The organism is Alcanivorax nanhaiticus, from assembly GCF_000756665.1.
Lineage (GTDB): Bacteria > Pseudomonadota > Gammaproteobacteria > Pseudomonadales > Alcanivoracaceae > Alcanivorax > Alcanivorax nanhaiticus.
Map to the genome: position 1 here is coordinate 65,829 of NZ_ARXV01000007.1, position 20,978 is coordinate 86,806.

Consider the following 20,978-nt stretch of genomic DNA (forward strand, 5'->3'; position numbering starts at 1 on the left):
GTTGCGGCAAAGGTGCCTTTTCATAGTGAAGACAGGGAGAGTCATGGCGATTACTGATTGGCCGGTGGATGAGCGGCCCCGGGAAAAACTGCTGGCGCGGGGGGCGGGCGCACTCAGCGATGCGGAGCTACTGGCGATCTTTCTGCGCACTGGCCAGCAGGGTCTGACAGCGGTGGATCTGGCCCGTCAGCAGTTGACCGCCGGGGGCGGGTTAAGGGCCATGCTGGACAGCAGTCCTGAAGCCATGGCCCGGTTGCCGGGTATGGGGGCGGCGCGGCGTGCCTTGTTGCTGGCGGCACTGGAATTGGGGCGGCGCTATCTGGCCGAGCCGCTGGAGCGAGGGTTGCCGCTGGATAATCCGGACAAGGCTGGGCAGCTGCTCACGGCTCGGTTGCGCGGGCTGCCCTATGAAGTGTTTGCCTGCCTGTTTCTGGATAACAAGCATCGGCTGATTGCCTATGAGCAGCTTTTTCAGGGCACCATCGATGCGGCGGCGGTCTATCCCCGTGAGGTGTTGCGCCGGGCCATGGATCACAATGCGGCGGCGGTGATTCTGGCCCATAACCATCCCTCTGGGGTGGCCGAGCCGAGTCAGTCCGATCATGCCATCACCCGGCGATTGGTGGAGACGCTGGGGTTGGTGGATATCCGTGTACTGGATCATCTGGTGATAGGTGACGGAGGGTGGGTGTCTCTGGCGGCGCGTGGGGCGGTGTAGCCAGGTGGTGTGCGGCGGAGATCGGCCTTCGCCGATTTCCGCCCTACGAAAAGTTCTGCGGCCCGCAGGGTGGAAATTGTTCGCCGCGTTCACCCCTTCGGGGCCAGCCCGCGGCTGTTCTGCTGGAGCTGGTTGGTCGTGTAGGGCGGAAATGGGCGTCAGCCCATCTCCGCCATTTTGGAGGCAAGGATGCCGAATTATCGCAGGAACTATGTGCCTGGAGGGTGCTATTTCTTTACCGTCAATCTGCATGACCGCAGTCAGGACCTGCTGACCCGGCACTGGCCCCAATTGCGGCAGGCAATCCGCAGGGTGCGCTCAGAGCGGCCTTTCCGGCTGGAGGCGCTGGTGGTACTGCCGGATCATCTGCATGCGGTCTGGACCTTGCCGGAGGGTGAGGCGGATTTTTCGAGCCGTTGGCGGGGCATTAAGAGCCGTTTCAGCAAGTCTCTGGCTCTGGATGGGCCGGTCTGGCAACGACGTTTCTGGGAGCATACGCTGAAGGATGAGACCAGTTATCGGCGGCATGTGAATTATGTGCATTTGAATCCGGTTAAGCATGGGTGGGTGACCAGGGCGAGGGATTGGCCGTATTCCACGTTCCATCAGTATGTGGAGAACGGGATTTATTCGCTGGATTGGATGGGGGAGGCTGGCGGATAATGGTGGAGATGGCCTTCGGCCATTTCCACCCTACGGTGTCGTGCCGAATTTCATGGGGCGGAGTTTGTTGCGTAGGGTGGAAATGGCCGAAGGCCATAGTCACCATCTTTGCCCGCCGCTAACTCCTTGAATGTTGGTGAATCGGGATCGGATTCCAAGATTGTGCTTGAATCTTGAGCGGCCCACTGGTATAAAACGCGCCTTTTCCGGGGCTCTACCTTTCCCCCGCAAGAAGAATTACGGAGCAAGACAATGTCCAAAGTTTGCCAGGTTACCGGTAAGCGCCCTGTAACGGGCAACAATATTTCGCATTCGCACATCAAGACCAAGCGTCGTTTTGAGCCGAATCTGCACCACCACCGTTTCTGGGTTGAGTCCGAGAAGCGTTTTGTTCGCCTGCGCGTCAGCTCCAAGGGCATGCGCATCATCGACAAGAAAGGTATTGATACCGTTCTGGCCGATATCCGTTCCCGCGGCGAACGCGTTTAAGACTGAATTAAGGAGTTAACCCATGGCTGGTCCGATTCGTGAAAAGATCCGTCTGGTGTCCTCTGCTGGCACTGGTCACTTCTACACCACGACCAAGAACAAGCGTCTCCATCCTGAAAAGATGGAAACCAAGAAGTACGATCCGGTTGTGCGCAAGCACGTTGCCTACAAGGAAGCCAAGATTAAGTAACCCTTAATCCTGCTGCCTGGCAATACGGACAGAAAAAACCCGGCCATGCCGGGTTTTTTTGTGCCCGCAGGAGGCTGCCGCGATGCATTCTTTCCGCTTTTGGGGGATAGCGCGGTGCCGCTTTCGGTTGCTGAGTCTGCTTGCTGGAACCAAATTCAACTTTCTGCAGTGAGCCTATTTGGTGTTTTTTGTTTTGTGATTCTGGTCACAAAAATGCACCCCTGTCCGTTTGTCGTTGTTATCTGGCCGGTGAGAAGCTGGTGAGACGACATTTCTGGTACGCCAGTGTTAGCGTTTACGGTGTGGGAAAGTTGATTAACACAATGCATACGCAGTGTTTATTGAGGCTTTTTCTCAGGATGCCTAGCATATCCAAAAGGATGGATATGTCAGCTAGGTATGCATACAAGGATGTCTTTGGAGAGTCGTGATGAGTAGTATTTCCCGGTTTTATCATTCCCTGTTGGCCCGGCTGTTTACTCGAATGCCTGGTCGCTCTCGTGGGCAGCGCGGCGCCAGTGCGCTGGAATATATCGTGCTGGCGGCGGCCCTGATTATCATCATTGGGGGGCTTGCCACCAATGATACCGTGTCGACGGCGCTGGAAGGCGCATTCGAGAACCTGTTCTCTGATGCGGCGGCAGGCGGCGGCTGAAGCCTGAGCCGGCTGGAAGTTTCCTCGTGAAGGGTCGTCACCTGCAATTCGGCGCGGTTGCGCTGGAATTCATCATGCTGTTTCCGTTTGTGGTTGCCATGTTGTATGGCGCAGCGGTGTACGGCCTTACCTTTTTTGCTCAATACCGGATGCAGAACGCCGTGGATACGGCGGTGGCGACAGCCCTGTATCTGGATCGCTCTGCCTATGAAGAAAGTGAGGCGCTGTCTGCTGCCGTGACTCAGCGCGCAAACACCGCTCTGGCGGGGCTGGTGGCGGAATTGCCTCAGAGCTTGAGAAATCTGAACACCGATGCGGCTTGCTCGCTGGAAGCAGTGGCGGGCATTGAAATGCTGCGTTGTCAGCTGGTGTATAACAATTATGCGGAAAATCCCATTGCGCCTGCGCTTGATTTCGGCATGCTGGGAGCATTCCCTCCATTACCTGCACAGCTGGATGTGAATGCAAGAGCGGCTTTCTGAGGGTTGGTAGCCGCAACATAAGAAACAGACCGACACGGATGTTCCGGAGAGAACATGGGATCAAGACTGTTGTACATGCTGCCAGCACTGACGGTGGCATTGCTTGCTCTGATATTGGCGGTGGTGGGATTAAGTCGTCATCCGGATTCCTCACTGAGTGTGTCCCAGGCAGACAAGGATGATGCCCGTCAGGAGCAGCAGGCTCCCGCATTTCGCTATTGGGTGGTTACCCGTAGCCTGAATATTGGCGATGAGCTGGATGAAGAATCGCTGGCGGTGGTGTCCTCGCCAGCCCCCATCGCCAACGTGCTGACTGCGGATCAAGACGTGGTCGGCAAAGCTCTGCGTCAATTTGCCCGTCCGGGCGAACTGCTTTCCCGTAATCATCTGGAATCTGGTGGCACCTTGCCTGGTACCTTGCCAGCGGGTTATCGCGCTTTGGCAGTGGCGGTGGATGATGTGGTCATGGCCGGTGGTCTGGTGTCGCCTGGCGACCTGGTGGATGTGGTGGTGGCTTTCCGCAAAGGCGATGGTGAGCGAGACAACCCGGCGGCCATGGTGTTGCTGAGCAATGTGCAGGTGCTGGCGGTGAAAGGCGCTATGGCAGAGGCGCAGTCCGGCCAGGATCGTGAACAGCAGCGGCGCAATAACACGGTGGTGCTGGCGGTACCTGCCGACAAGATGCCGGCGGTGCTGCTGGCAGAGGAAGAGGGGGCATTGCGGCTTGCTGTGGTGGCCAGCGAAGACAAGAGTCTGGCGGCGACAGGTGCCGGTAAGGGCAGTAAACCGGTGTACTACCGGGATCTGTTCCCGGGTAAGGCGGCTCCGGTTCGCAAGGCGGCACCAGGGCAGCGGGTGGAAGTTTACGAGGGATCGGATTCAAGGAGCACCTATGTGCGTTAGCAGGCTGTTGAGATGGGCGATGGTGGTGCTGGCTTGCGGCTGGTTGATGCCGGCTCATGCAGAAGAATTGGCAGGTTCCATGCGGGTGGCTCCTGGCGACCAGAAGGTGCTGACCTTCCCTTCACCGGTCGCCAAGGTGGCGACCTCGGATCCCGAGGTGGCTGCTCTGACCGTCACCGGGGGCCAGGAACTGTTGCTGACGGCCAAGGCTGAAGGTTCGGCGGTGCTGTCAATCTGGTTGCGAGGGGATAGCAAACCGCTGCGCAGCACGGTGGTGGTGGCCACTACGCTGGGTTCCTCATTGCCTTTTGGTACCCAGGTGCAGACCGACATCCGGGTACTGGAAGTGAGTCGGGCCGAGCTGAATCAGTTGGGTATGAGCTACAGCAATATATGGGATGGCGGCAATACTGCGGCGGGCATTGCTGCACCGGGCACGGGCTTTCAGGTGCCGGGCACCTTCCCGACCCCGCTCAGTAATGAAGGCTTTAATTTGTTCCGCTTTGGTTCCAACTCTGTGTTGGCCATCAATGCGCTGGAAGCGGGAGGGTTTGCTTATACTCTGGCCGAGCCGTCACTGACCAGCTTGTCCGGACAGAGTGCCAGCTTCCTTTCGGGTGGGGAGTTTCCGATTCCTACCCGCAGTACCACGGACGGCGTGCAGATTGAGTTCAAGGAATTCGGTATTGGGCTGAGCCTGACGCCCACGGTAATCGATGAAAGTCAGATTATCCTCAAGGTGGCACCGGAAGTGTCGGAGCTGGATTTTTCGGCCGGGGTAGAAACCGGAGGAGTGGCGGTGCCCGGTTTGCGCGTGCGCCGTGCGGAAACCACTGTCTCCCTGGCACCAGGGGAGACCTTCATCATCAGTGGTCTGGTGAGCCGCAATACGGTGAGTAATAGCGACCGCCTTCCCGGGATTGGCAATCTGCCGATTCTGGGGGCGTTCTTCCGTTCTTCCCGGATTGAGAAGAACGACAAGGAACTGGTTATGGTGGTGACGCCACATCTGGTGACGCCGCAGAAACAGATCGATATGCCAACCACCCTGCCCGGGGCGGGTTACCACATCAGCAGTATGGGGTGGCTGGATATGGCCACCCAGGTGCGTCGTGGTTCCCAGCCTATTCGCCATGGCCTGAGCTGGTGACCTCATGAGTGATCACGACATTGTACTTTCCGTGGTTGACGACAGTGGTTTGGAAACCTGGCTGGAACGGGTGGTGGAAGAGCCCTTTCGCCTGGAGCAGGTTAGTCGCACGGATCTGACCCGGGTGTTGCGTTTGCTGGAAGCGACCACTGCCCATGTGGTGATGGTGGAGATTTCTGATGCGGATCTGGATCAGTCGTTGGCGATTATCACTGCCCTGACCAGTGCCCGCCCCTGGGTCACGGTGATTACCGTGTGTGCCCGTGCTAATCAGGAGCTGCTGCTGCAATCCATGCGTGCCGGTGCCCGTGATTGTTTTGTGGCCGGTAGCGATGCCGGTGATGTGCGAGAACGGTTGCGCCGCCACCAGTTGCTGCGGGTGGGGCATTATGATGATCGGGTGCAGTCCGCCACCAATAACCTGGTGTTGGTCGCCTCCGCCAGCCCCACAGTGGATACCCGTTTCCTGACCCAGAATATCGCGCTTGGCCTGAATCAGATGTATCCGGGGGAGCGTACTTTGGCCATTGATACCCAGCCCTCCGAGCGGGGTATTTTCTATCTGGATGTGCATAACGAATACACCCTGGAAAACCTGCTGGCCAGCCCGGAAACCCTGGATGACACCCTTATCGGTACGGCCCTGGAAGAATATAGGCCGGGTCTGCGGCTGTTGGCAGGGGGCATCAATAGGGAGGACCTTGAGGGCGATCGCAGCGCAGATTTGTTTATTGCCCTGAATCATCTGATGCAGATGTTTGATCGCATCATCATCAATGTGGGCACCATGCAGCGCCGCCATTGGGTAAGGGCGCTGGGGATTCATGCCCGCCACTTGTTGATTGCCATGCACCCGCTGGTGGATCAGGCCCATGCAGTGCGCACCTTGGGTAATGAATGGCGAGCCCATCTGGGTCGTGAGAGTCAGGTGGGGTTGGTGGTGGACGGTGCAGACAACAAGGTGCCCCCCGCGACGGATGAGTTGGCGGAAACGGCTGGAGCCAGTGTAGTGGGTGAGCTGCCTATGGATTGGCAGCACCGCTTGCTGGCCATGAATGCAGGACTGCCGATTCAGGAGCAGAGTCCACGCAGTCATTACAGCCGTGCGCTGAACCGGTTGATCAACAAGTTGGAAATGCAGCCGGAGTCGTCACTGAATGCTGACAGCTGGTGGCAGCGGATTCGCCAGGGTTAAAGGTGTGCCCGCCGGTATACGGCGAGGTGGGCGTTGAAGTAGAGGGAGTAAAGGGTGGCAGGACGCATAGACGCGGAGTATCAGCAGCTCAAGGATCGTGCCCATCGCTGGGTGGTAGAGCGGCTGGATGAGGAAGGCATTGAGGTCAGCAATGCCAACCGCGAGCTATTGTCTGAATTTATCCGCAGTGCGGTGGGTCAGCATATCGCCCTGAACCGGGTGCCGCTGTCGACTCAGGATCTGAATCAACTGGTCAAGGATACGCTGGATGAAGTGCTGGGCTTTGGTCCACTGGAACCCTTGCTGGCAGATCCGCGTATCAACGATATTCTGGTAAATGGGCCGGACAACGTCTTTATTGAAGTGGCGGGTGTGCTGCAGAAAGCGCAGGTCCGTTTTATCAATGATGATCATGTGATCCGGGTAATTCGGCGCATGCTGGCTCCCTTGGGACGGCGCCTGGATGAAGCCAGCCCAATGGTGGATGCCCGTCTGCCAGATGGCTCGCGGGTCAATGCCATCATCCCGCCACTGGCACTGAATGGCCCCAGCATCAGCATTCGTAAGTTTACCCGTAACCACCTTAGTGCCGAAGAGATGATCCGCTCTGGATCGCTGACTCAGGCTTGTCTCGATACTCTGATCAAGGCGGTGGAAACCCGTCGCAATATCATCATCAGTGGCGGTACCGGTACCGGTAAAACCACCATGCTCAACCTGATCAGCCAGTACATCCCGAGGGAAGAGCGCATCCTTACCATCGAGGATTCTGCCGAGCTGGTGCTTAACCACCCCCATGTGGTGTCACTGGAAACTCGCCCGGCGAATACCGAGGGGAAAGGCAAGGTCACCGCTCGCGAGCTGGTGATCAATTCCCTGCGAATGCGCCCTGATCGGGTAATTCTGGGCGAGGTGCGTTCCAACGAAATCATCGAACTGCTGCAGGCCATGAACACCGGCCACGAAGGCTCCATGAGTACCATTCACGCCAACAGTACCCGCGATGCGCTGGTGCGGATTGAGACCCTGCTGGCAGTAAGCGGCTATGAGGCCAGTGAAAAGGCTATCGGTCGTCTGATTGGTTCGGCACTCGATGTGATTATCCAGCTGGAGCGTTTACCGGACGGCCGCCGTCGGGTTAGTGAGGTGGTGTCGCTGTCGCCTACTGAGGACGAGCAGTACAACCTGGATTATCTCTACCGGAGTGAAGCATGAGTGCCGTGGCGTTGCTCGGCATGGCCCAAACATTGGGCATCATCGCGGTGATGACGGTGCTGGTGCAGGTGTTGTGGTTTCGTCGGCGGCAGAAAGTGTTGCTCAATGATCGGGTGCGCCAACGTTTACAGCAGCGTACCGAAATCGCTGTAGAGCCGGCCATGGCAAAAGTGGCCAGCAGCCCGCTGGATAGAGTGCTGCTGCGAGCGGATATCAGACTTTCCCGAGTCCAGCTGACGTTGCTGGCGGTGGTAACCTTTATTCTCGTGGCGCTGGTATTGGCCAGTAGCGGGGTGATTCCCTCGCTAGTAGTGTTGGCCCTGATCATCGCCAGCGCCTGGTTGTATTGGCGTTTTCGTTTCCAGCAGCAACGCCGCACCATTTTTGAATCTCTGCCCGGCATTATGGATTCCACCCTGCGCTATATGGATGCGGGGCGCTCGCTGGAAGCCTCGCTGCAGGAATCATTCAATGATGCGCCCACGGTATTCGCCCCCCTGACATTTCGCCTGCGCAGCGCCATTGATGCGGGCCGTGATTACACCGGTCTGTTCGATGACTTTTCCCGCCTTTATCAGGTGCCGTCTCTGGTGATGGTATCCATCGCATTGCGCACGTCTTCCCGGTTTGGTTCATCGGTGCGGCCGGTGCTGCAACAGGTGGCCAGCTCGCTGCGCTCACAGCAGGAACTGCGCCGTGAGTTCATGGCGTCCACCGCCGAAACCCGCTTTACTGCCGGCGCCTTTACCTTGTTGCCCCTGGGCATGGCGGCCTACATGATGCTGATCAACGAGAAGTATGCTGAGGTCCTGTTACACACGGATACTGGCCATACCATGTTGATCGTGGCGGGTATTCTGCAAGGGCTGGGGGTGATAGTGATCTGGCGCATGGTGCAGGGGGTGGGCCGTGAATAGTGTCTGGCTGCTGTTGGCGCTGGTGCTGGCGGCGCTGTCTGTCTGGCTGCTGTTTCGTGCCCGACATTGGGAACTGCAGGCTCGGGTCAGTGAGCGTTTGAGTGAAAAGGGTAGCCGTAGTGGTGAAAATGAAAGTGGGCGTTTCTGGTTATGGAAGCTGTCCGCTGCACTGACGGAATCATCCCTGGCGGCCAGCGACTATCAGGAAATTCGTCAGGCCATGGTCGGTATGGGCAAGAGTCGCGAGCAGTCCCAGGTGATCTATCTGCTGGCCTGTTGGGTGCTGCCGGTGTTGGTGGCCCTGGTGGGCTTTCTGTTCTTTGGTGCGGTGGGCGGTGTGCTGATTTCGGTGGCCGGGTTTATTCTGCCCCGGCGCACCATTCGCAGCATGGGGGCGCACGCGGAGATGCGTCAGAACCTGGAAGCTGTGGAGCTGTGTCACATGACCCGCATGCTGATGGAGGCGGGGCTGTCACTGGAGCGGGTGATGCGCATTATCGGTGTGCAGGGGCGGCCGCTGCTGCCGGTATTGATCCCGCGGATTGACCGATTCAATCGTCTTATGCAGTCCGGTGCTGAGCGCAGTCAGGCACTGGATGAACTGGGTGAGAACAAGCGGATTCCTGTGCTGCGCAGTTATGTGGTGCTGATGAAACAGAGCAGTTTGCTGGGCTCCGGGGTATCGAACAGCCTGGATCAGATTATTGCGGAAGCCCAGAACGTGGAACGTAACCGTATCCGGGAAGAGACAAACCGGATTGGAGCCAAAATGACGGTGGTGATGATGGCATTCATGCTGCCGGCATTGTTTATTCTGATCGGCGGGCCAGCAGTGATGTCCATTGCTGATGCGCTGGCACGTTAGTTAATAGAAAAGACTGGAAGGGAACGGGAATGATGCCAATGCGAGGCTGGGTGTGGGTAGCGGTGGCGATGTTGGGGGGCTGTGCCAGTCAGCCCACGGAACCGACCTCTGTCGATGCGGTGGATACCAGCGATATTGCTTGCCAGGAAGCGTTGCAGCCCGAGCAGCGTGTAGATCTGGAGATGATCGATACGTTGATGGCGAAAGGGCGTAATCATGCGGCATTGGCTCGGCTGGAAAGCAAGCCGATGAACGCGATCGATTACTGGCTCCGTTATGGCCAGTTGCTGGCCTCTGCTGGCAAGCTGGATGCGGCGGAGCAGGTGTTCCGGGATATGGTGGAGGAGTGTGAGGATGGTCGAAGCCGGCATGGCCTGGGGATGGTGCTGCTCAAGCGCAATCAGGTGAATGCGGCCCTCGCACATTTGGAGGCTGCGCGTAGTCTGGCCCCGGCTTCGGCGCAGGTGCGTAACGATTACGGTTATGCCCTGTTGCTGGTGGGTCGCTATCAGGAGGCGGCCTTTGAGCTGCGCACGGCACTGGAGCTGGCCAATGGTCAGGGCCCGGTTCGTCAGAATGTGGCGGTGGCCTATCTGTTGACGGGTGACGAGCAGGGGCTGGAAGCGTTGAAATTGGATTATGGCTTTTCCGAAGATGAACTGAACTATGCCAAAGCGCTGCAGCAGCAGTTTGGCAGGGTGAAGGAATAGGAGAGAGCGATGAAAACAGGATGGATCTGGGTGGGTCTGGCCTTGCCGCTGGTGGCATTGGCGGAAGCACCGAAAGAACACTATGCCTTTGGCGTATCTGATCAGGTGGCCAGCAAACCGCCACGCACCGAGACAGACTGGCTGCTGAATCAGCAGCGTCACTCGCGCCCTGCCGGGGAGAGTGAGTTGTCTGCACCCCTTTATGTGGATAGCCAGCGTCGTCTGGCGGATTCCTTCCGTACCGCCATTCCGGAAAGCTTCGGTGAGCAGACTCGGGACGACAACTGAGCGCCGCCATCAGCGAGGGGCGCTGACCATCATCACCCCCATGCTGCTGTTGGTGGTAATTATCCTGTCCGTGATGGCTCTGGATGGGGCTCGTCTCTATAGCCTGCGCGGGGAGATGCAGGCGCAGGTGAATGTGGCGGCTCAAGCTGGGGCCTCAGCGACGCAAAGTTGTGGTGGGCTGGCACCGTCTACCGCCCTGATTAGTCAGCGGGCACTGGCGGCAGCTCAGGCTCAGGGCTTCAGTGCGGAGGCAGACGCACTCACCATCAGTACCGGAGTTATCGAGGCGGCAGCGAACACCAATGTCCTGGGGTTTCGCCCAGTCAATTTTATCGAAGAGAGCAATGCGGTATTGGTGTCCTACAGCCGCAGCGAGCCGATCTCACTGTTATTGCCGGAGAGCGTTTTCGGCAGCATTGATATCACAGTGAATGCCGCTGCGCGCAAGGAAGTGACCGCGACACTGAGTGCCGCAGGCAGCACTGCCAGTGTTGATGCCGGCGTAGTCGGTTCCCTTCTGGGCGCTGTGCTGGGTGATCCCGCCTATGTCCTGGACCCCACTGACTTGAGCAGCTTGCGCAATACCACGGTAGAGCTGGGTGAATTGCTGACTGCGGTAGGGGTGGCAGATGTGGCTGAGCTGCTGACACTGGACGGCCAGGAGCTTGCAGCAGGCTTGCGTGATGTGGCCGGTGTGGCTTCCCCGGTCGGGCAGGTGTTGGATGATCTGCTGGCTGCCAATGGCATCAGTACCGTGCAAGTCAGCGAGGTGCTGGATGTGGTGGAGGGGACCCAGGTGCCGACGGATAGCCAGTTCCCCCTGTATGACATGCTGATCAGTCTGGTGCTGAATGTAGCCGAGACCCAGCAGGATGCGGCGGGTGGCTTCCTGGGTGTGCCACTGGATTTGAATCTCAATACTGGCCTCGCCAATGTTGTGGCGACCACGGATCTGCGCGTTGGTGAGCCGCCCCGAGTGGTGGTGGGGCCTGCCCGTCAGGATGCGGATGGCAACTGGCGTACCCGCTTCTATTCCCCTGATGTGAGCTTGAGGCTGAATGCCGAGATAGAATTATTACCCCTTGGTCTGGTCAACGTCGCCACTCTGTCATTGCCGCTGGCAGTGAACGCCGGAGGGGCGGAAGGCGCTTTTGTGGGTGCCCGTTGTGCCACCGGCACGCGTAATGATGTGGCGGTAATTCTGGATCTGGAGCGAAGTATTGCGCGGCTGGGGTCAGGCACGATTGATCCGGATAACGGCGAGGTGGTCCCGCAATCGGTGTCGCTTACGGTGCTGAGCGGCGTGCTGTTGCCCATCACCGTGCTGGAAGCGGATGTGCAGGTGAGCGGGGAAGTGCCCGGTGTCACGGAGCGCAATGTGGTCATCAGTGATGATTATCCGCTGTACTGTGATGCGGTGAGCGGTTGCAGCAACGATGTGTATGCGGACACCGGGGACGGCATTGGTGGACTGGATCTGGATGTGAGTCTCAGCAATGTTGAGGCCGGGACCTTGCCGGTGGGTGTGCTTCTGGGGCCGCTGGAAAACCTGCTCGAAAGTGTGTTGGGTGACGTGGTTGAAGGGCTTGCAACAGCGTTGATAAACCCGCTGCTGGAGGCGCTGGGGGTTGGGCTTGGCGGTGTTACTGTTACACTCTCCAGCGCGACTCAGGGCGGCAGTCAAGTGATCGAGAATGTCCCTGTCGTGGCGGGGAACTGATTGGCTACAAGCTACGCTGGGTGGGATGAAGAAATCCGGAAAGTTCCCGGGCTCGACAGATCCCTGAAGAAGGATCTCCCTTCGGTCGTTTCGCTGCTCTCGGTTCGCACCTCCGCGAGGTCAGTCTTCCAGATTTGCCCCTAAGATGGGGCTCCTGCCGCAAGAACAACACTCCGCAGCCTCCCTCAGTGAGCTCTGTCCCCTCTGTGGTGAATTCGCTTTTGATCTTTGCGTGCCGCATGTTGCGTGAATAGTGTAGCAGCCGCAGAGTGGCCAAAAAAAACGGCCGCTGGAGCGGCCGTTTTTTTGCAGGTTTCAATCCGTGGTCACGCTGCTGCGTGCCGGTAGCGGGTAAGCTGGTCGGCGAAGTCCTGCAAGGCAGCGATGCCAGACTCGCGGGCATCGTGGTACCACTGCTCAAGGGCTTCGACCATCTCTGCCGAGTTGCGGCTGGTCTGCGACCAGATATCCTGAAGGCGCAGGCGGTACTGATAAATGGCTTCCAGGGTTTCGTTGCTCTGGGTCAGGTTGGCCAGACGTTCCTGCTGCTTGGGTTTGATCAGCGACAGGTCTTTGTGGAACAGGGCTTTGGCGCGAGCATAGAGGTCCCGGGTGGCTTCACAGGCACGCTCTTGTTCCTGCTTGAATACGGGGGCAATCACTGTCTTGCGGTAATTGGCCATGACCTGGAAGCGGTGTTGCATGACACCACGTAATGCCTCCAGATCGATCCCTTTGGCCTCCCGATCGATGATGGGCTTGGGCGCCACTTTCTTTACCTTGGCCAGCCCGAGCATTTCGAACAAACGGATCCATGCCCAGCCAGCATCAAACTCGAAACGGCGGACGGACAGCTTGGCGGAGTTCGGGTAGGTGTGGTGGTTGTTATGCAGTTCTTCACCGCCAATCAGGATGCCCCAGGGCGAAATGTTGCGGCTGGCGTCGGCGCATTCAAAGTTGCGGTAACCCCAATAGTGGCCGATGCCGTTGATAACGCCGGCAGCAAATACCGGAATCCACATCATTTGCACTGCCCAGATGGTGATGCCGTACACCCCGAACAACATCAGGTCGATCACGGCCATCAGGGCCACGCCGCCCATGGGGAAGCGGGAGTAGACGTTGCGCTCAATCCAGTCGTCCGGGCAGCCTGCACCATACTTCTTCAGGGTTTCTTCGTTTTCGGCTTCTTCACGGTACAGTTCGGCCCCTTCACGCAGGACCTTCTTGATACCTTTCACCTGTGGGCTGTGCGGGTCTTCTTCCGTCTCGCACTTGGCGTGGTGTTTGCGGTGGATAGCGGTCCATTCCAGGGTGTTCTGGCCTGTGCTCAGCCACAGCCAGAGGCGGAAGAAATGTTTCAGGATGGGGCTCAGTTCCAGCGCCCGGTGAGCGGAATAGCGGTGCAGATAGACCGTCACGCTAACGATGGTGGCGTGGGTCATGGCAAGAGTAATCAGCACCAGTGCGCCCAGACTCGGGGCCAGCAGGCCGTGTTCAATGTAATCAAGCATCAGATTTGTACACATAGAATTCGGAAAGGCTATTGTGCCCAGTCGTGGTGACGGTAAGAAGACGCCAGATGGGTCAAATTCGGACTTTCGGATCAGAAGTTGGCCGGGGGCGGATAAGCGGTAGTTGCGGGGTTCCGTATCCGGGCCGTGCGCGGAGCGCGCAGGGTACATCACGGCGGAACCGCCGCATCTGGCAAGGTGTCAGGGGTTGCTGATTTGGCGTTCCAGTAGCAGGTGGCCTTGCGGGCTGACCTGGGTGGTCCAGCCTGGTGCCAGCCAGGTGGTACCCACGGCTTCGACGATCAGTGCGGGCCCACTGAGCCGTTGATTGCTGCCCAGATCGGAGCGTTGGTAAATCCTTACCTTGCTGGCAATTCCCGGTAGTTTGGCGTGTCTCACTGCTGTCCCCTCCTGTTCGGGCAGGGTTGGAGGGGCGGGGGTGTGCTGCTCCGCCAGACACTGGACGCGCAGGTTGACCTGTTGCACGGGGAGGCCCAGGCGATGCCCAAAACGCTGCTCATGGGCCCGGTGGAAGGCCTGTACACGTGCATTGCTGTCATCATGCCAGGGGATTTGCAGTACCGAGGATTGCCCCCGGTAGCACATGTCCAGATAGACCTGGAAGTGAACTTGCCCGGAGGGGACGCCCTCCGCCTGTAATTCACTCAACCCTTGCTGCTGCAGGGTCAGGATTTCGTTCTGGCAGGTGCTATCGGACAGGGCTGGCGGCAGGGCCTTGAGCAACTCCCGCTTGCGCGGCGCATATACCAGTCCCTCTGCGGACAGCACCCCGGCGCGCTGCGGGACGATGGCCCTGTGCATGCCGAGATTGTCGGCCAGGGCGCATACATGTAACCCCCCGGCACCACCAAAACTCATTAGCGCAAAGTCTTCTGGATCATGGCCTTTCTGGATGGAGATCACCCGCAGGGCCTGGGTCATGTGCTCGTTGGCCAGCGCGAGCACACCTTCCGCTGCCGCCTGTGCATCCATCCCCAGCTGCGAGCCGAGGGTGGCCATGGCTTGCTCGGCAGCAGCCACGTCCAGAGTCAGGGAGCCTCCCAAGGCGAAATCCGGCTGCAGCCGCCCCAAGACCACATTGGCATCGGTTACCGTGACCTGCCGTCCGCCGCGTCCATAGCTGGCGGGTCCAGGGTCTGCCCCGGCCGATTCCGGGCCCACATGCAGCAGACCGGCTTCATCTACATAGGCCAGTGAGCCGCCTCCAGCGCCGATGGTGTGCATGTCCACCATGGGCACCGCCACCGGGTAAGGGCCGATATGGCCGTGCTGGGTAAGACGGATTTCGCCATCCAGCAGTGCCACATCGGTGGACGTGCCGCCCATGTCGAAGGTCATCAATCGGCGTTGCTGCAGTTGTTCTCCCAGCCGTTGGGCGGCGGCCAATCCGCCGGCAGGGCCGGACAGGAGCAGGTTGACGGCCAGCTCCCGTGCCTGGTTGGCAGCTATGGTGCCGCCATTGGACTGCATGATGGCAAGCGGGGCAGGGGCAGTGGCGTTTTCGAGTCGCTGCAAGTAGGCCGCCACCTTGGGTGATAGCCAGGCGTTCAGCCACGTCGCCATGCCGCGTTCGTATTCGCCGCGGGTGGGGATAATGCGGTGTGAGGTGCTGACGGTCAGGCCCGATTGTTCTAAGGCATCGGCAATGCGCTGCTCCTGCTGACCGTTGAGGTAGGCGAACAACAGGCAGATAGCCACAGATTCCGGCTGCAGGGCCTGGATGCGGTCGATAAGGTCTTCCAGCGCGGTATCACTCAGAGGCTGGATGATATTGCCTTCCGAATCCAGGCGGCACTGAACACCCTCGCAGGGTAATTGTGTGAGGGTGGGGTTGGCCGGCGCGGGCGTCAGGTTGTACAGCTCGGCCCGATTCTGGCGGCCAATACGTAGCATGTCCTCAATGCCGGCGTTGGTGACGAACACGGTGTGGGCACCCTTGCCCTCCAGGGCAGCATTGGTGGCCACCGTGGTGCCGTGCACAATCGCCAGCGCGCCGTCCGCCATGGCACTTGTCAGCCCCAGCTCTCTAATACCCTGCAAGATGGCTTGCTCAGGGGCGGAGGGAGTGGAAAGCACCTTGTGAATGCGCGGCTCACCGTCGCCAAGCAAAACAAAATCGGTAAAGGTGCCGCCGGTATCGACGCCGAGCCAGTGAGTGAGAGGCATATCAGTGAACAGTTAATAGTGAATAGTGAACAGCGAAAACAGGGGCAACGTCGATGCCCGCTGGTGCTACCATACCGGAAGCGAGTGGATTTTAACTATCCACTGTTAACTATTAACTGTTCACTGCTTTTTCCCATGCCCGAATTACCCGAAGTAGAAACCACATTGCGAGGCATTCGGCCTCACCTTGAAGGCCAGACGCTGCGTGATGTTGTGGTGCGTGAGCGGCGTCTGCGGTGGCCGGTGAGTGAGGCGTTGCTGACGCTGAAGGATAGCCGGGTGCTGGGGCTGCGGCGGCGGGCCAAGTATCTGTTGATCGAACTGGATGGCGGCGAGCTGCTGATTCATCTGGGTATGTCCGGCACCTTGAGGGTGGTCGATGAAACGGTGCCGCTACGTAAGCACGATCATGTGGATTTGCGATTGGGCAGTGGCAAGGTGCTGCGCTTTAACGATCCGCGCCGTTTTGGCACCGTGTTGTTTGAGCCCGCCGGCGAGGCTCACGGGCTGCTGGCGAAGCTGGGGCCGGAGCCGCTTGATGATGAGTTCAATGGCGAATGGTTGTTCGAGCGTTCCCGGGGCCGAAAGGTGGCGGTGAAGAGCTTTATCATGGATAACGCCACAGTGGTGGGCGTGGGGAATATCTACGCCCAGGAAAGCCTGTTCCTGGCGGGTATTCATCCTTCGCGGGCGGCCGGGAAAATTTCCCGGGAGCGCTATGAGCGATTCGCGGATGCCATCAAGACGGTGTTGGCCAAAGCTATTGAGGCGGGCGGGACAACGCTGAAGGACTTTACCAAAGCGGATGGTCAGCCAGGGTATTTTGCCCAGTCACTGAGTGTCTATGGGCGGGCGGGCCAGCCCTGTTTGAAGTGCAAGGCCTTGCTTAAGGCTGACCGCCATGGTCAGCGCAGTACCAGTTATTGCCCACAATGCCAGCGCTGATCAGGGAATGACCAATTTGCGTGTTGCCGGGTTGACTGCAAAGGTGTAGATTGTGATGCAATTGTCGGAATATTAACGACTTAGCTGAAACAATGTCAGCGATACTTTAACTATAAGAACTTCTAAGAGGGACTGACCATGAAGCGAGCAAAGCGCCCGGTACTGGCATCTGTTCTCGCCTCCGCCATGATGCTCACTGCTGTGGCACCGTTGCCGGCAGTAGCAGGCTCTTCGGCACAGGATCGTCCGGGGGAAATTGCGATGATCGCGGATTCACTGATCGCGCGTCCGGTGCTGTTTGCCTCAACCGTGGTTGGTGCCGGCCTGTGGCTGGTCACCTCGCCGTTCAGCTTGCTAGGCGGCAATATCGGGGAAGCCGGTGAGGTACTGGTGCTGAATCCTGGCAAGAGCACCTTCATCCGCTGCCTGGGTTGTACCCCGGCTCAGCACGAAAGTCTGAAAGCGGAAAAGGCGACCAAGGAAGAGCCGGAAGAGGCGGTCGCGACCACTGAGTAATGTGACGTCAAGTCGCTACGGTTGCACAAGAGAAACGATTGTAGAAACGAAAACGCCCTGCCAAGCAGGGCGTTTTCGTTTCTGGCGGCACCGGAGATGGTGTCCGGCTACTCCGCTTCAACCTTGCGTCTTTCCAACTTGATGCAACTGTGTTCGCTGCATAAATCCCCAAACAGGGACTCGCAAAGTTGGCGCACCTTGCTGTCGAGCGCTGCGTCATCAAACGGTTGCTCAACCAGTGGCTGCCAGTTCATGCCATTCAGTTGTAATTGAATGTGGCGCAGCAGCATCCGGTAGGGGTCGTTCAGTGCGTACATGTCCAGCACCCCTTCCGCGTGGATCAGGGTATGCATGCCCATGCTCATGGCCCATTGGCCTGAGCTGAAAGTGAGAGGGGCATGATCATGACTTTCCAGATCGCCCTGGGCGATGGCGGCGCTGACCACTTCTTCCACCATGCGCCCGATAGGCATGGTCGCTTCCATCAGTTGTTCCCGGCGATGGGTGGAGGAAGCCTGCCAGACTACTTCGGTCATTACATACTGCTCAAGGCGGAAATGTTCAGGGTGATGCTGGGCAAACAGGGTATATGCCACCGCAAAGCCGACCATTTTGTCGCGGGTATTCAGATCGGACTCGACCACACGGCGGAAATATTCACGCCGCGTGCCTGTCAGCTCGGTGCATACGGCAATGAGCAGGTCTTCCTTGGAGGCGAAATGGTGATAGAGGGTGCCGGTGGCGAAGTTGCAGCTGCGGGCGATGGCTGCCATCTGAATCCCGAGAAGCCCTTCATTGCAAAGTTGCTGGCGGGTGGCTTCGATAAAGAGTTTTTCCCGTTCAGCGAGGGCCTGTTCCCGGCCGCTTCGTGTTTTGATCATGTGTGTTTCTTCTATCCCTGATTCGTCTGGTTGCTAGCGTGAGCCTTATGCCCCCGTTTTACAATGTCTCGGCTAGGGTTTCCAGCACGCCGTTAAGATGTTGTAGGCCGTTCGGCGTACATCGAAGCCGCTCATCGTTAGTTGTTAGTAGCCCCTGTTGCTGCAATGGAGCAAGTTGAGGGGACCATTGTGCCGGATTCAGGCCGGTAGTTCGTTTCAGGGTTTGTAACGAGATTCCATCCACCAGCCGAAGGCCATTGAGCAGCGCCTCAAAGAGCCGGTCTTTGCCATCTATAAACTGTGGGTTACGGCGGGCCTGGGCCGGTGCGGCCAGATAGTCCTCTGGCTTACGGGTTTTCTGGTAGCGAGTAATGACCAGATTGCCATGCGTGTCATGGCTGGATAGCTTGCTGTGGGCGCCGGCACCGATGCCAAGGTAATCACCAAATTGCCAATAGTTCATGTTATGACGACAGGCCATGCCGGGTTGGGAAAATGCCGAAATTTCGTAACGCTCGAACCCGGCCTGATTCAGCAGGGCAAAGCCCGCTTGCTCGGTGTCAGCCATGCTGTCGCTGTCCGGCTGCGAGGGAGGGGACCGGTAGAAGACCGTGTTGGGTTCAATGGTTAGCTCATACCAACTCAAATGTGTGGGTTTGAGGGCGATAGCCTGTTCCAGATCAGCGATAGCCTGCTCAGGGGTTTGAGCGGGCAGTGCGTGCATGATGTCCAGATTCAGGTTATCAAACCCCGCTGATCGAGCTTGATTCGCCGCGGTGATGGCGGCCTGGGCATCGTGAATGCGTCCCAGGGCTTGCAGGTGACCATCGTTGAAGCTTTGCACACCAATGGAGAGCCGGTTGATCCCGGCGGCACGAAACCCTTCGAAGCGGGCCGCTTCGGTGGTGCCGGGGTTGGCTTCCAGCGTGATTTCAGCCTTGTCAGCGAGCGGGAGCCGGGCCCGGATACCGGCAAACAGCTGCTGATAAAAATCCGCTGACATCAGGCTGGGGGTGCCACCGCCAATGAAGATGGTTTCCACGGTGCGTTCACCGGTGATGAGAAGATCCTTCTCCAGATCGAGCAGTAGTGCTTCCAGATAGGCCTGCTCGGGTAGTTCTCCCCGCTCATGGGAATTGAAATCGCAGTAGGGGCACTTGCGCACGCACCAGGGGGTGTGGATGTAGAGGGAGAGGGGAGGCATGGGTATCAGTTAACAGTGAATAGTGAACAGTGAACAGCTAAATTCACCGGCTTGCGGTATGGTAGCAAACCGTCCAGGCGAAGTGTGTGTTTTGCCTTCGCTGTTCACTGTTAACTGTTCATTGTCTTTTATGCATATCTGGGTTGATGCCGACGCCTGTCCTCGGCCGATTAAGGAAGTGTTGTTCAAGGCCGCGCAGCGGGTGCAGGTGCCCTGTACGCTGGTGGCCAATCAGCCGATTGCGGTGCCGCGTTCGGCGCTGATTCGTGCCATTCAGGTGGGGCAGGGTTTTGATGTGGCGGACAATGAAATTGTACAGCGCTGCGAAGCCGGGGATCTGGTGGTGACACAGGATATTCCGCTGGCTGCCGAGGTGGTGGCCAAGGGGTGCGAAGCGGTAACGCCTCGGGGGCACTGGCTGGACAAGGACACCGTGCGGGAGCGTCTCAATATGCGGGATTTCATGGAAGAGATGCGCTCGGCGGGTATGGAAACTGGCGGGCCGAAGAGTTTTTCAGCACAGGACAAGGGGCGATTCGCCAATGCGCTGGACCGCTGGTTGGCGCGCAAAGGCAGTTAATAGTTAACAGTGAATAGTTAACAGTGGCGCGATAGCACGTTGTTGTGACGTCAATGCATGAGGCCGCGCCCCGATTTGGGTGCGGCCTCATGCGTTAAAAAACAGAGAAAATGCAGCAAGATTCTTGACGTGATATGCCGGCCGGGCAGCCTTCACTGTTCACTGTTCACTGTTCAACTGTTCACTGTTCAACTGCTCCAATAGCACCGCCATTGCCTTGCCTCGGTGACTGATGGCGCTGTTCACTGTTCAACTGCTCCAATAGCACCGCCATTGCCTTGCCTCGGTGACTGATGGCGTTCTTTTCTTGAGGGGGGAGTTGGGCGGCGGTGCAGCCTTTTTCCGGTACCAGGAAGTGGGGGTCGTAACCGAAGCCTTGATCACCTTGCGGTTCCAGCACAATTTCTCCTTCCCAGGTGCCCTGGCAAATGATGGGCGTGGCGTCGTCCTCGTGCTGCATGAGCACCAGTACGGCCACGTAGCGGGCATCACGATTCACGTCGGGCATGTCGGAGAGCAGTTCAACCAATAGCTTGTTGTTCTTGTCATCGCTGGCATCCACACCGGCAAAGCGGGCAGAAAACACGCCGGGAGCGCCTCTCAGGGCGGAAACCTGAATACCGGAATCATCCGCAATGGCAGGCAGGCCTGTGTGCTTGCAGGCGTTGCGAGCCTTGATGATGGCGTTCTCCACAAAAGTGGTGCCGGTCTCATCCGCTTCCGGTACGTCAAACTCGCTCTGGGCTACCACTTCGATATTCAGCGGCATTAACAGGTTCTGCAGTTCAGCGAGTTTTTTCTTGTTGCCGGAGGCAAGGACGATTTTTTCCATGGGTAACTCCTGACGTCGTGAGCTGCGAGCGTCGAGCTACGAGCTACGAGGAAAACAGAAATCGGGAACTCAAATTCCCGACTCTTCGTTGTCTAACTGTTTAGCTCGTAGCTCGTAGCTCGTAGCTCGTAGCTCGTAGCTCGTAGCTCGTAGCTCGTA

Annotated in this window: 23 protein-coding genes; 18 read left to right on the forward strand and 5 right to left on the reverse strand. The window is 58.3% G+C overall.

Going from position 1 to position 20,978, the window contains the following annotated elements:
- Window positions 1-43 precede the first annotated feature (43 nt).
- The 15 genes from radC to Y5S_RS10190 all read left to right on the forward strand — a co-directional run bounded on the left by radC (window position 44) and on the right by Y5S_RS10190 (window position 12,160).
- Window positions 44-718: a RadC family protein gene (gene radC / locus Y5S_RS10120; RefSeq protein WP_035232728.1), complete on the forward strand. Its 675-nt coding sequence runs from the start codon at window positions 44-46 to the stop codon at window positions 716-718.
- 189 nt (window positions 719-907) lie between these two features.
- Complete coding sequence (locus Y5S_RS10125; RefSeq protein WP_035232731.1) at window positions 908-1,381, forward strand: REP-associated tyrosine transposase; 474 nt, start codon at window positions 908-910, stop codon at window positions 1,379-1,381.
- Window positions 1,382-1,633: 252 nt separating this feature from the next.
- Window positions 1,634-1,870 carry a 50S ribosomal protein L28 gene (gene rpmB / locus Y5S_RS10130; RefSeq protein ID WP_035232732.1) on the forward strand — a complete coding sequence of 79 codons (237 nt, stop codon included), beginning with the start codon at window positions 1,634-1,636 and terminating at the stop codon, window positions 1,868-1,870.
- Between the two features lie 22 nt (window positions 1,871-1,892).
- Complete coding sequence (rpmG, locus tag Y5S_RS10135; RefSeq protein ID WP_007151127.1) at window positions 1,893-2,060, forward strand: 50S ribosomal protein L33; 168 nt, start codon at window positions 1,893-1,895, stop codon at window positions 2,058-2,060.
- Window positions 2,061-2,490: 430 nt separating this feature from the next.
- Window positions 2,491-2,715 (forward strand): Flp family type IVb pilin, encoded by a 225-nt coding sequence (locus Y5S_RS10140; protein WP_035232735.1) that lies wholly within the window; start codon window positions 2,491-2,493, stop codon window positions 2,713-2,715.
- A gap of 26 nt (window positions 2,716-2,741) precedes the next feature.
- Window positions 2,742-3,197 carry a TadE/TadG family type IV pilus assembly protein gene (locus Y5S_RS10145; protein WP_035232737.1) on the forward strand — a complete coding sequence of 152 codons (456 nt, stop codon included), beginning with the start codon at window positions 2,742-2,744 and terminating at the stop codon, window positions 3,195-3,197.
- A gap of 54 nt (window positions 3,198-3,251) precedes the next feature.
- Complete coding sequence (cpaB, locus tag Y5S_RS10150) at window positions 3,252-4,100, forward strand: Flp pilus assembly protein CpaB (RefSeq protein ID WP_035232739.1); 849 nt, start codon at window positions 3,252-3,254, stop codon at window positions 4,098-4,100.
- Complete coding sequence (locus tag Y5S_RS10155) at window positions 4,090-5,250, forward strand: type II and III secretion system protein family protein (protein WP_197055131.1); 1,161 nt, start codon at window positions 4,090-4,092, stop codon at window positions 5,248-5,250. The genes cpaB and Y5S_RS10155 overlap by 11 nt, the downstream gene beginning before the upstream one ends.
- A 4-nt stretch (window positions 5,251-5,254) precedes the next feature.
- A complete protein-coding gene (locus tag Y5S_RS10160) occupies window positions 5,255-6,445 on the forward strand; it encodes an AAA family ATPase (RefSeq protein WP_035232742.1) in 1,191 nt (396 codons plus the stop codon).
- A gap of 54 nt (window positions 6,446-6,499) precedes the next feature.
- On the forward strand, window positions 6,500-7,660 hold the full coding sequence (locus Y5S_RS10165) for a CpaF family protein (RefSeq protein ID WP_035232744.1): 1,161 nt from the start codon (window positions 6,500-6,502) through the stop codon (window positions 7,658-7,660).
- The gene (locus Y5S_RS10170; protein WP_035232746.1) at window positions 7,657-8,577 is read left to right on the forward strand and encodes a type II secretion system F family protein; all 921 of its coding nucleotides are present in this window, start codon (window positions 7,657-7,659) and stop codon (window positions 8,575-8,577) included. Before Y5S_RS10165 ends, Y5S_RS10170 begins: the two co-directional genes overlap by 4 nt.
- Complete coding sequence (locus Y5S_RS10175) at window positions 8,570-9,442, forward strand: type II secretion system F family protein (RefSeq protein ID WP_035232748.1); 873 nt, start codon at window positions 8,570-8,572, stop codon at window positions 9,440-9,442. Before Y5S_RS10170 ends, Y5S_RS10175 begins: the two co-directional genes overlap by 8 nt.
- A 29-nt stretch (window positions 9,443-9,471) precedes the next feature.
- Window positions 9,472-10,152: a tetratricopeptide repeat protein gene (locus Y5S_RS10180; RefSeq protein ID WP_052041519.1), complete on the forward strand. Its 681-nt coding sequence runs from the start codon at window positions 9,472-9,474 to the stop codon at window positions 10,150-10,152.
- Window positions 10,153-10,161: 9 nt separating this feature from the next.
- The gene (locus Y5S_RS10185) at window positions 10,162-10,440 is read left to right on the forward strand and encodes a hypothetical protein (RefSeq protein ID WP_035232751.1); all 279 of its coding nucleotides are present in this window, start codon (window positions 10,162-10,164) and stop codon (window positions 10,438-10,440) included.
- Window positions 10,415-12,160, forward strand: coding sequence for a hypothetical protein (locus tag Y5S_RS10190; protein ID WP_156107711.1), 1,746 nt, complete (start codon window positions 10,415-10,417; stop codon window positions 12,158-12,160). Before Y5S_RS10185 ends, Y5S_RS10190 begins: the two co-directional genes overlap by 26 nt.
- 326 nt (window positions 12,161-12,486) lie before the next feature.
- Here Y5S_RS10190 and Y5S_RS10195 read toward each other — a convergent pair whose 3' ends face one another.
- Both Y5S_RS10195 and Y5S_RS10200 read right to left on the reverse strand, forming a co-directional pair.
- Window positions 12,487-13,674 carry a DesA family fatty acid desaturase gene (locus tag Y5S_RS10195; RefSeq protein WP_035232755.1) on the reverse strand — a complete coding sequence of 396 codons (1,188 nt, stop codon included), beginning with the start codon at window positions 13,672-13,674 and terminating at the stop codon, window positions 12,487-12,489.
- Window positions 13,675-13,875: 201 nt separating this feature from the next.
- Window positions 13,876-15,861, reverse strand: coding sequence for a hydantoinase/oxoprolinase family protein (locus Y5S_RS10200; protein WP_035232757.1), 1,986 nt, complete (start codon window positions 15,859-15,861; stop codon window positions 13,876-13,878).
- Window positions 15,862-15,996: 135 nt separating this feature from the next.
- Between Y5S_RS10200 and mutM the strand changes: the two genes are divergently transcribed.
- Both mutM and Y5S_RS10210 read left to right on the forward strand, forming a co-directional pair.
- Window positions 15,997-16,806, forward strand: a complete 810-nt coding sequence (mutM, locus tag Y5S_RS10205; protein WP_035232953.1) for a bifunctional DNA-formamidopyrimidine glycosylase/DNA-(apurinic or apyrimidinic site) lyase — start codon at window positions 15,997-15,999, stop codon at window positions 16,804-16,806.
- A gap of 138 nt (window positions 16,807-16,944) precedes the next feature.
- Window positions 16,945-17,322 carry a hypothetical protein gene (locus Y5S_RS10210; RefSeq protein WP_035232758.1) on the forward strand — a complete coding sequence of 126 codons (378 nt, stop codon included), beginning with the start codon at window positions 16,945-16,947 and terminating at the stop codon, window positions 17,320-17,322.
- Window positions 17,323-17,429: 107 nt separating this feature from the next.
- Here the strand turns inward: Y5S_RS10210 and Y5S_RS10215 are convergent, their stop codons facing one another.
- Window positions 17,430-18,203: a TetR/AcrR family transcriptional regulator gene (locus Y5S_RS10215; RefSeq protein WP_052041520.1), complete on the reverse strand. Its 774-nt coding sequence runs from the start codon at window positions 18,201-18,203 to the stop codon at window positions 17,430-17,432.
- 58 nt (window positions 18,204-18,261) lie between these two features.
- Window positions 18,262-19,407 carry a radical SAM family heme chaperone HemW gene (gene hemW / locus Y5S_RS10220; RefSeq protein ID WP_035232759.1) on the reverse strand — a complete coding sequence of 382 codons (1,146 nt, stop codon included), beginning with the start codon at window positions 19,405-19,407 and terminating at the stop codon, window positions 18,262-18,264.
- Window positions 19,408-19,537: 130 nt separating this feature from the next.
- On the opposite strand from hemW, the gene Y5S_RS10225 reads away from it, so the two are divergent.
- Window positions 19,538-19,987 carry a YaiI/YqxD family protein gene (locus Y5S_RS10225; protein ID WP_035232955.1) on the forward strand — a complete coding sequence of 150 codons (450 nt, stop codon included), beginning with the start codon at window positions 19,538-19,540 and terminating at the stop codon, window positions 19,985-19,987.
- 181 nt (window positions 19,988-20,168) lie between these two features.
- Here the strand turns inward: Y5S_RS10225 and rdgB are convergent, their stop codons facing one another.
- Complete coding sequence (gene rdgB / locus Y5S_RS10230; protein WP_052041521.1) at window positions 20,169-20,819, reverse strand: RdgB/HAM1 family non-canonical purine NTP pyrophosphatase; 651 nt, start codon at window positions 20,817-20,819, stop codon at window positions 20,169-20,171.
- Window positions 20,820-20,978 lie beyond the last annotated feature (159 nt).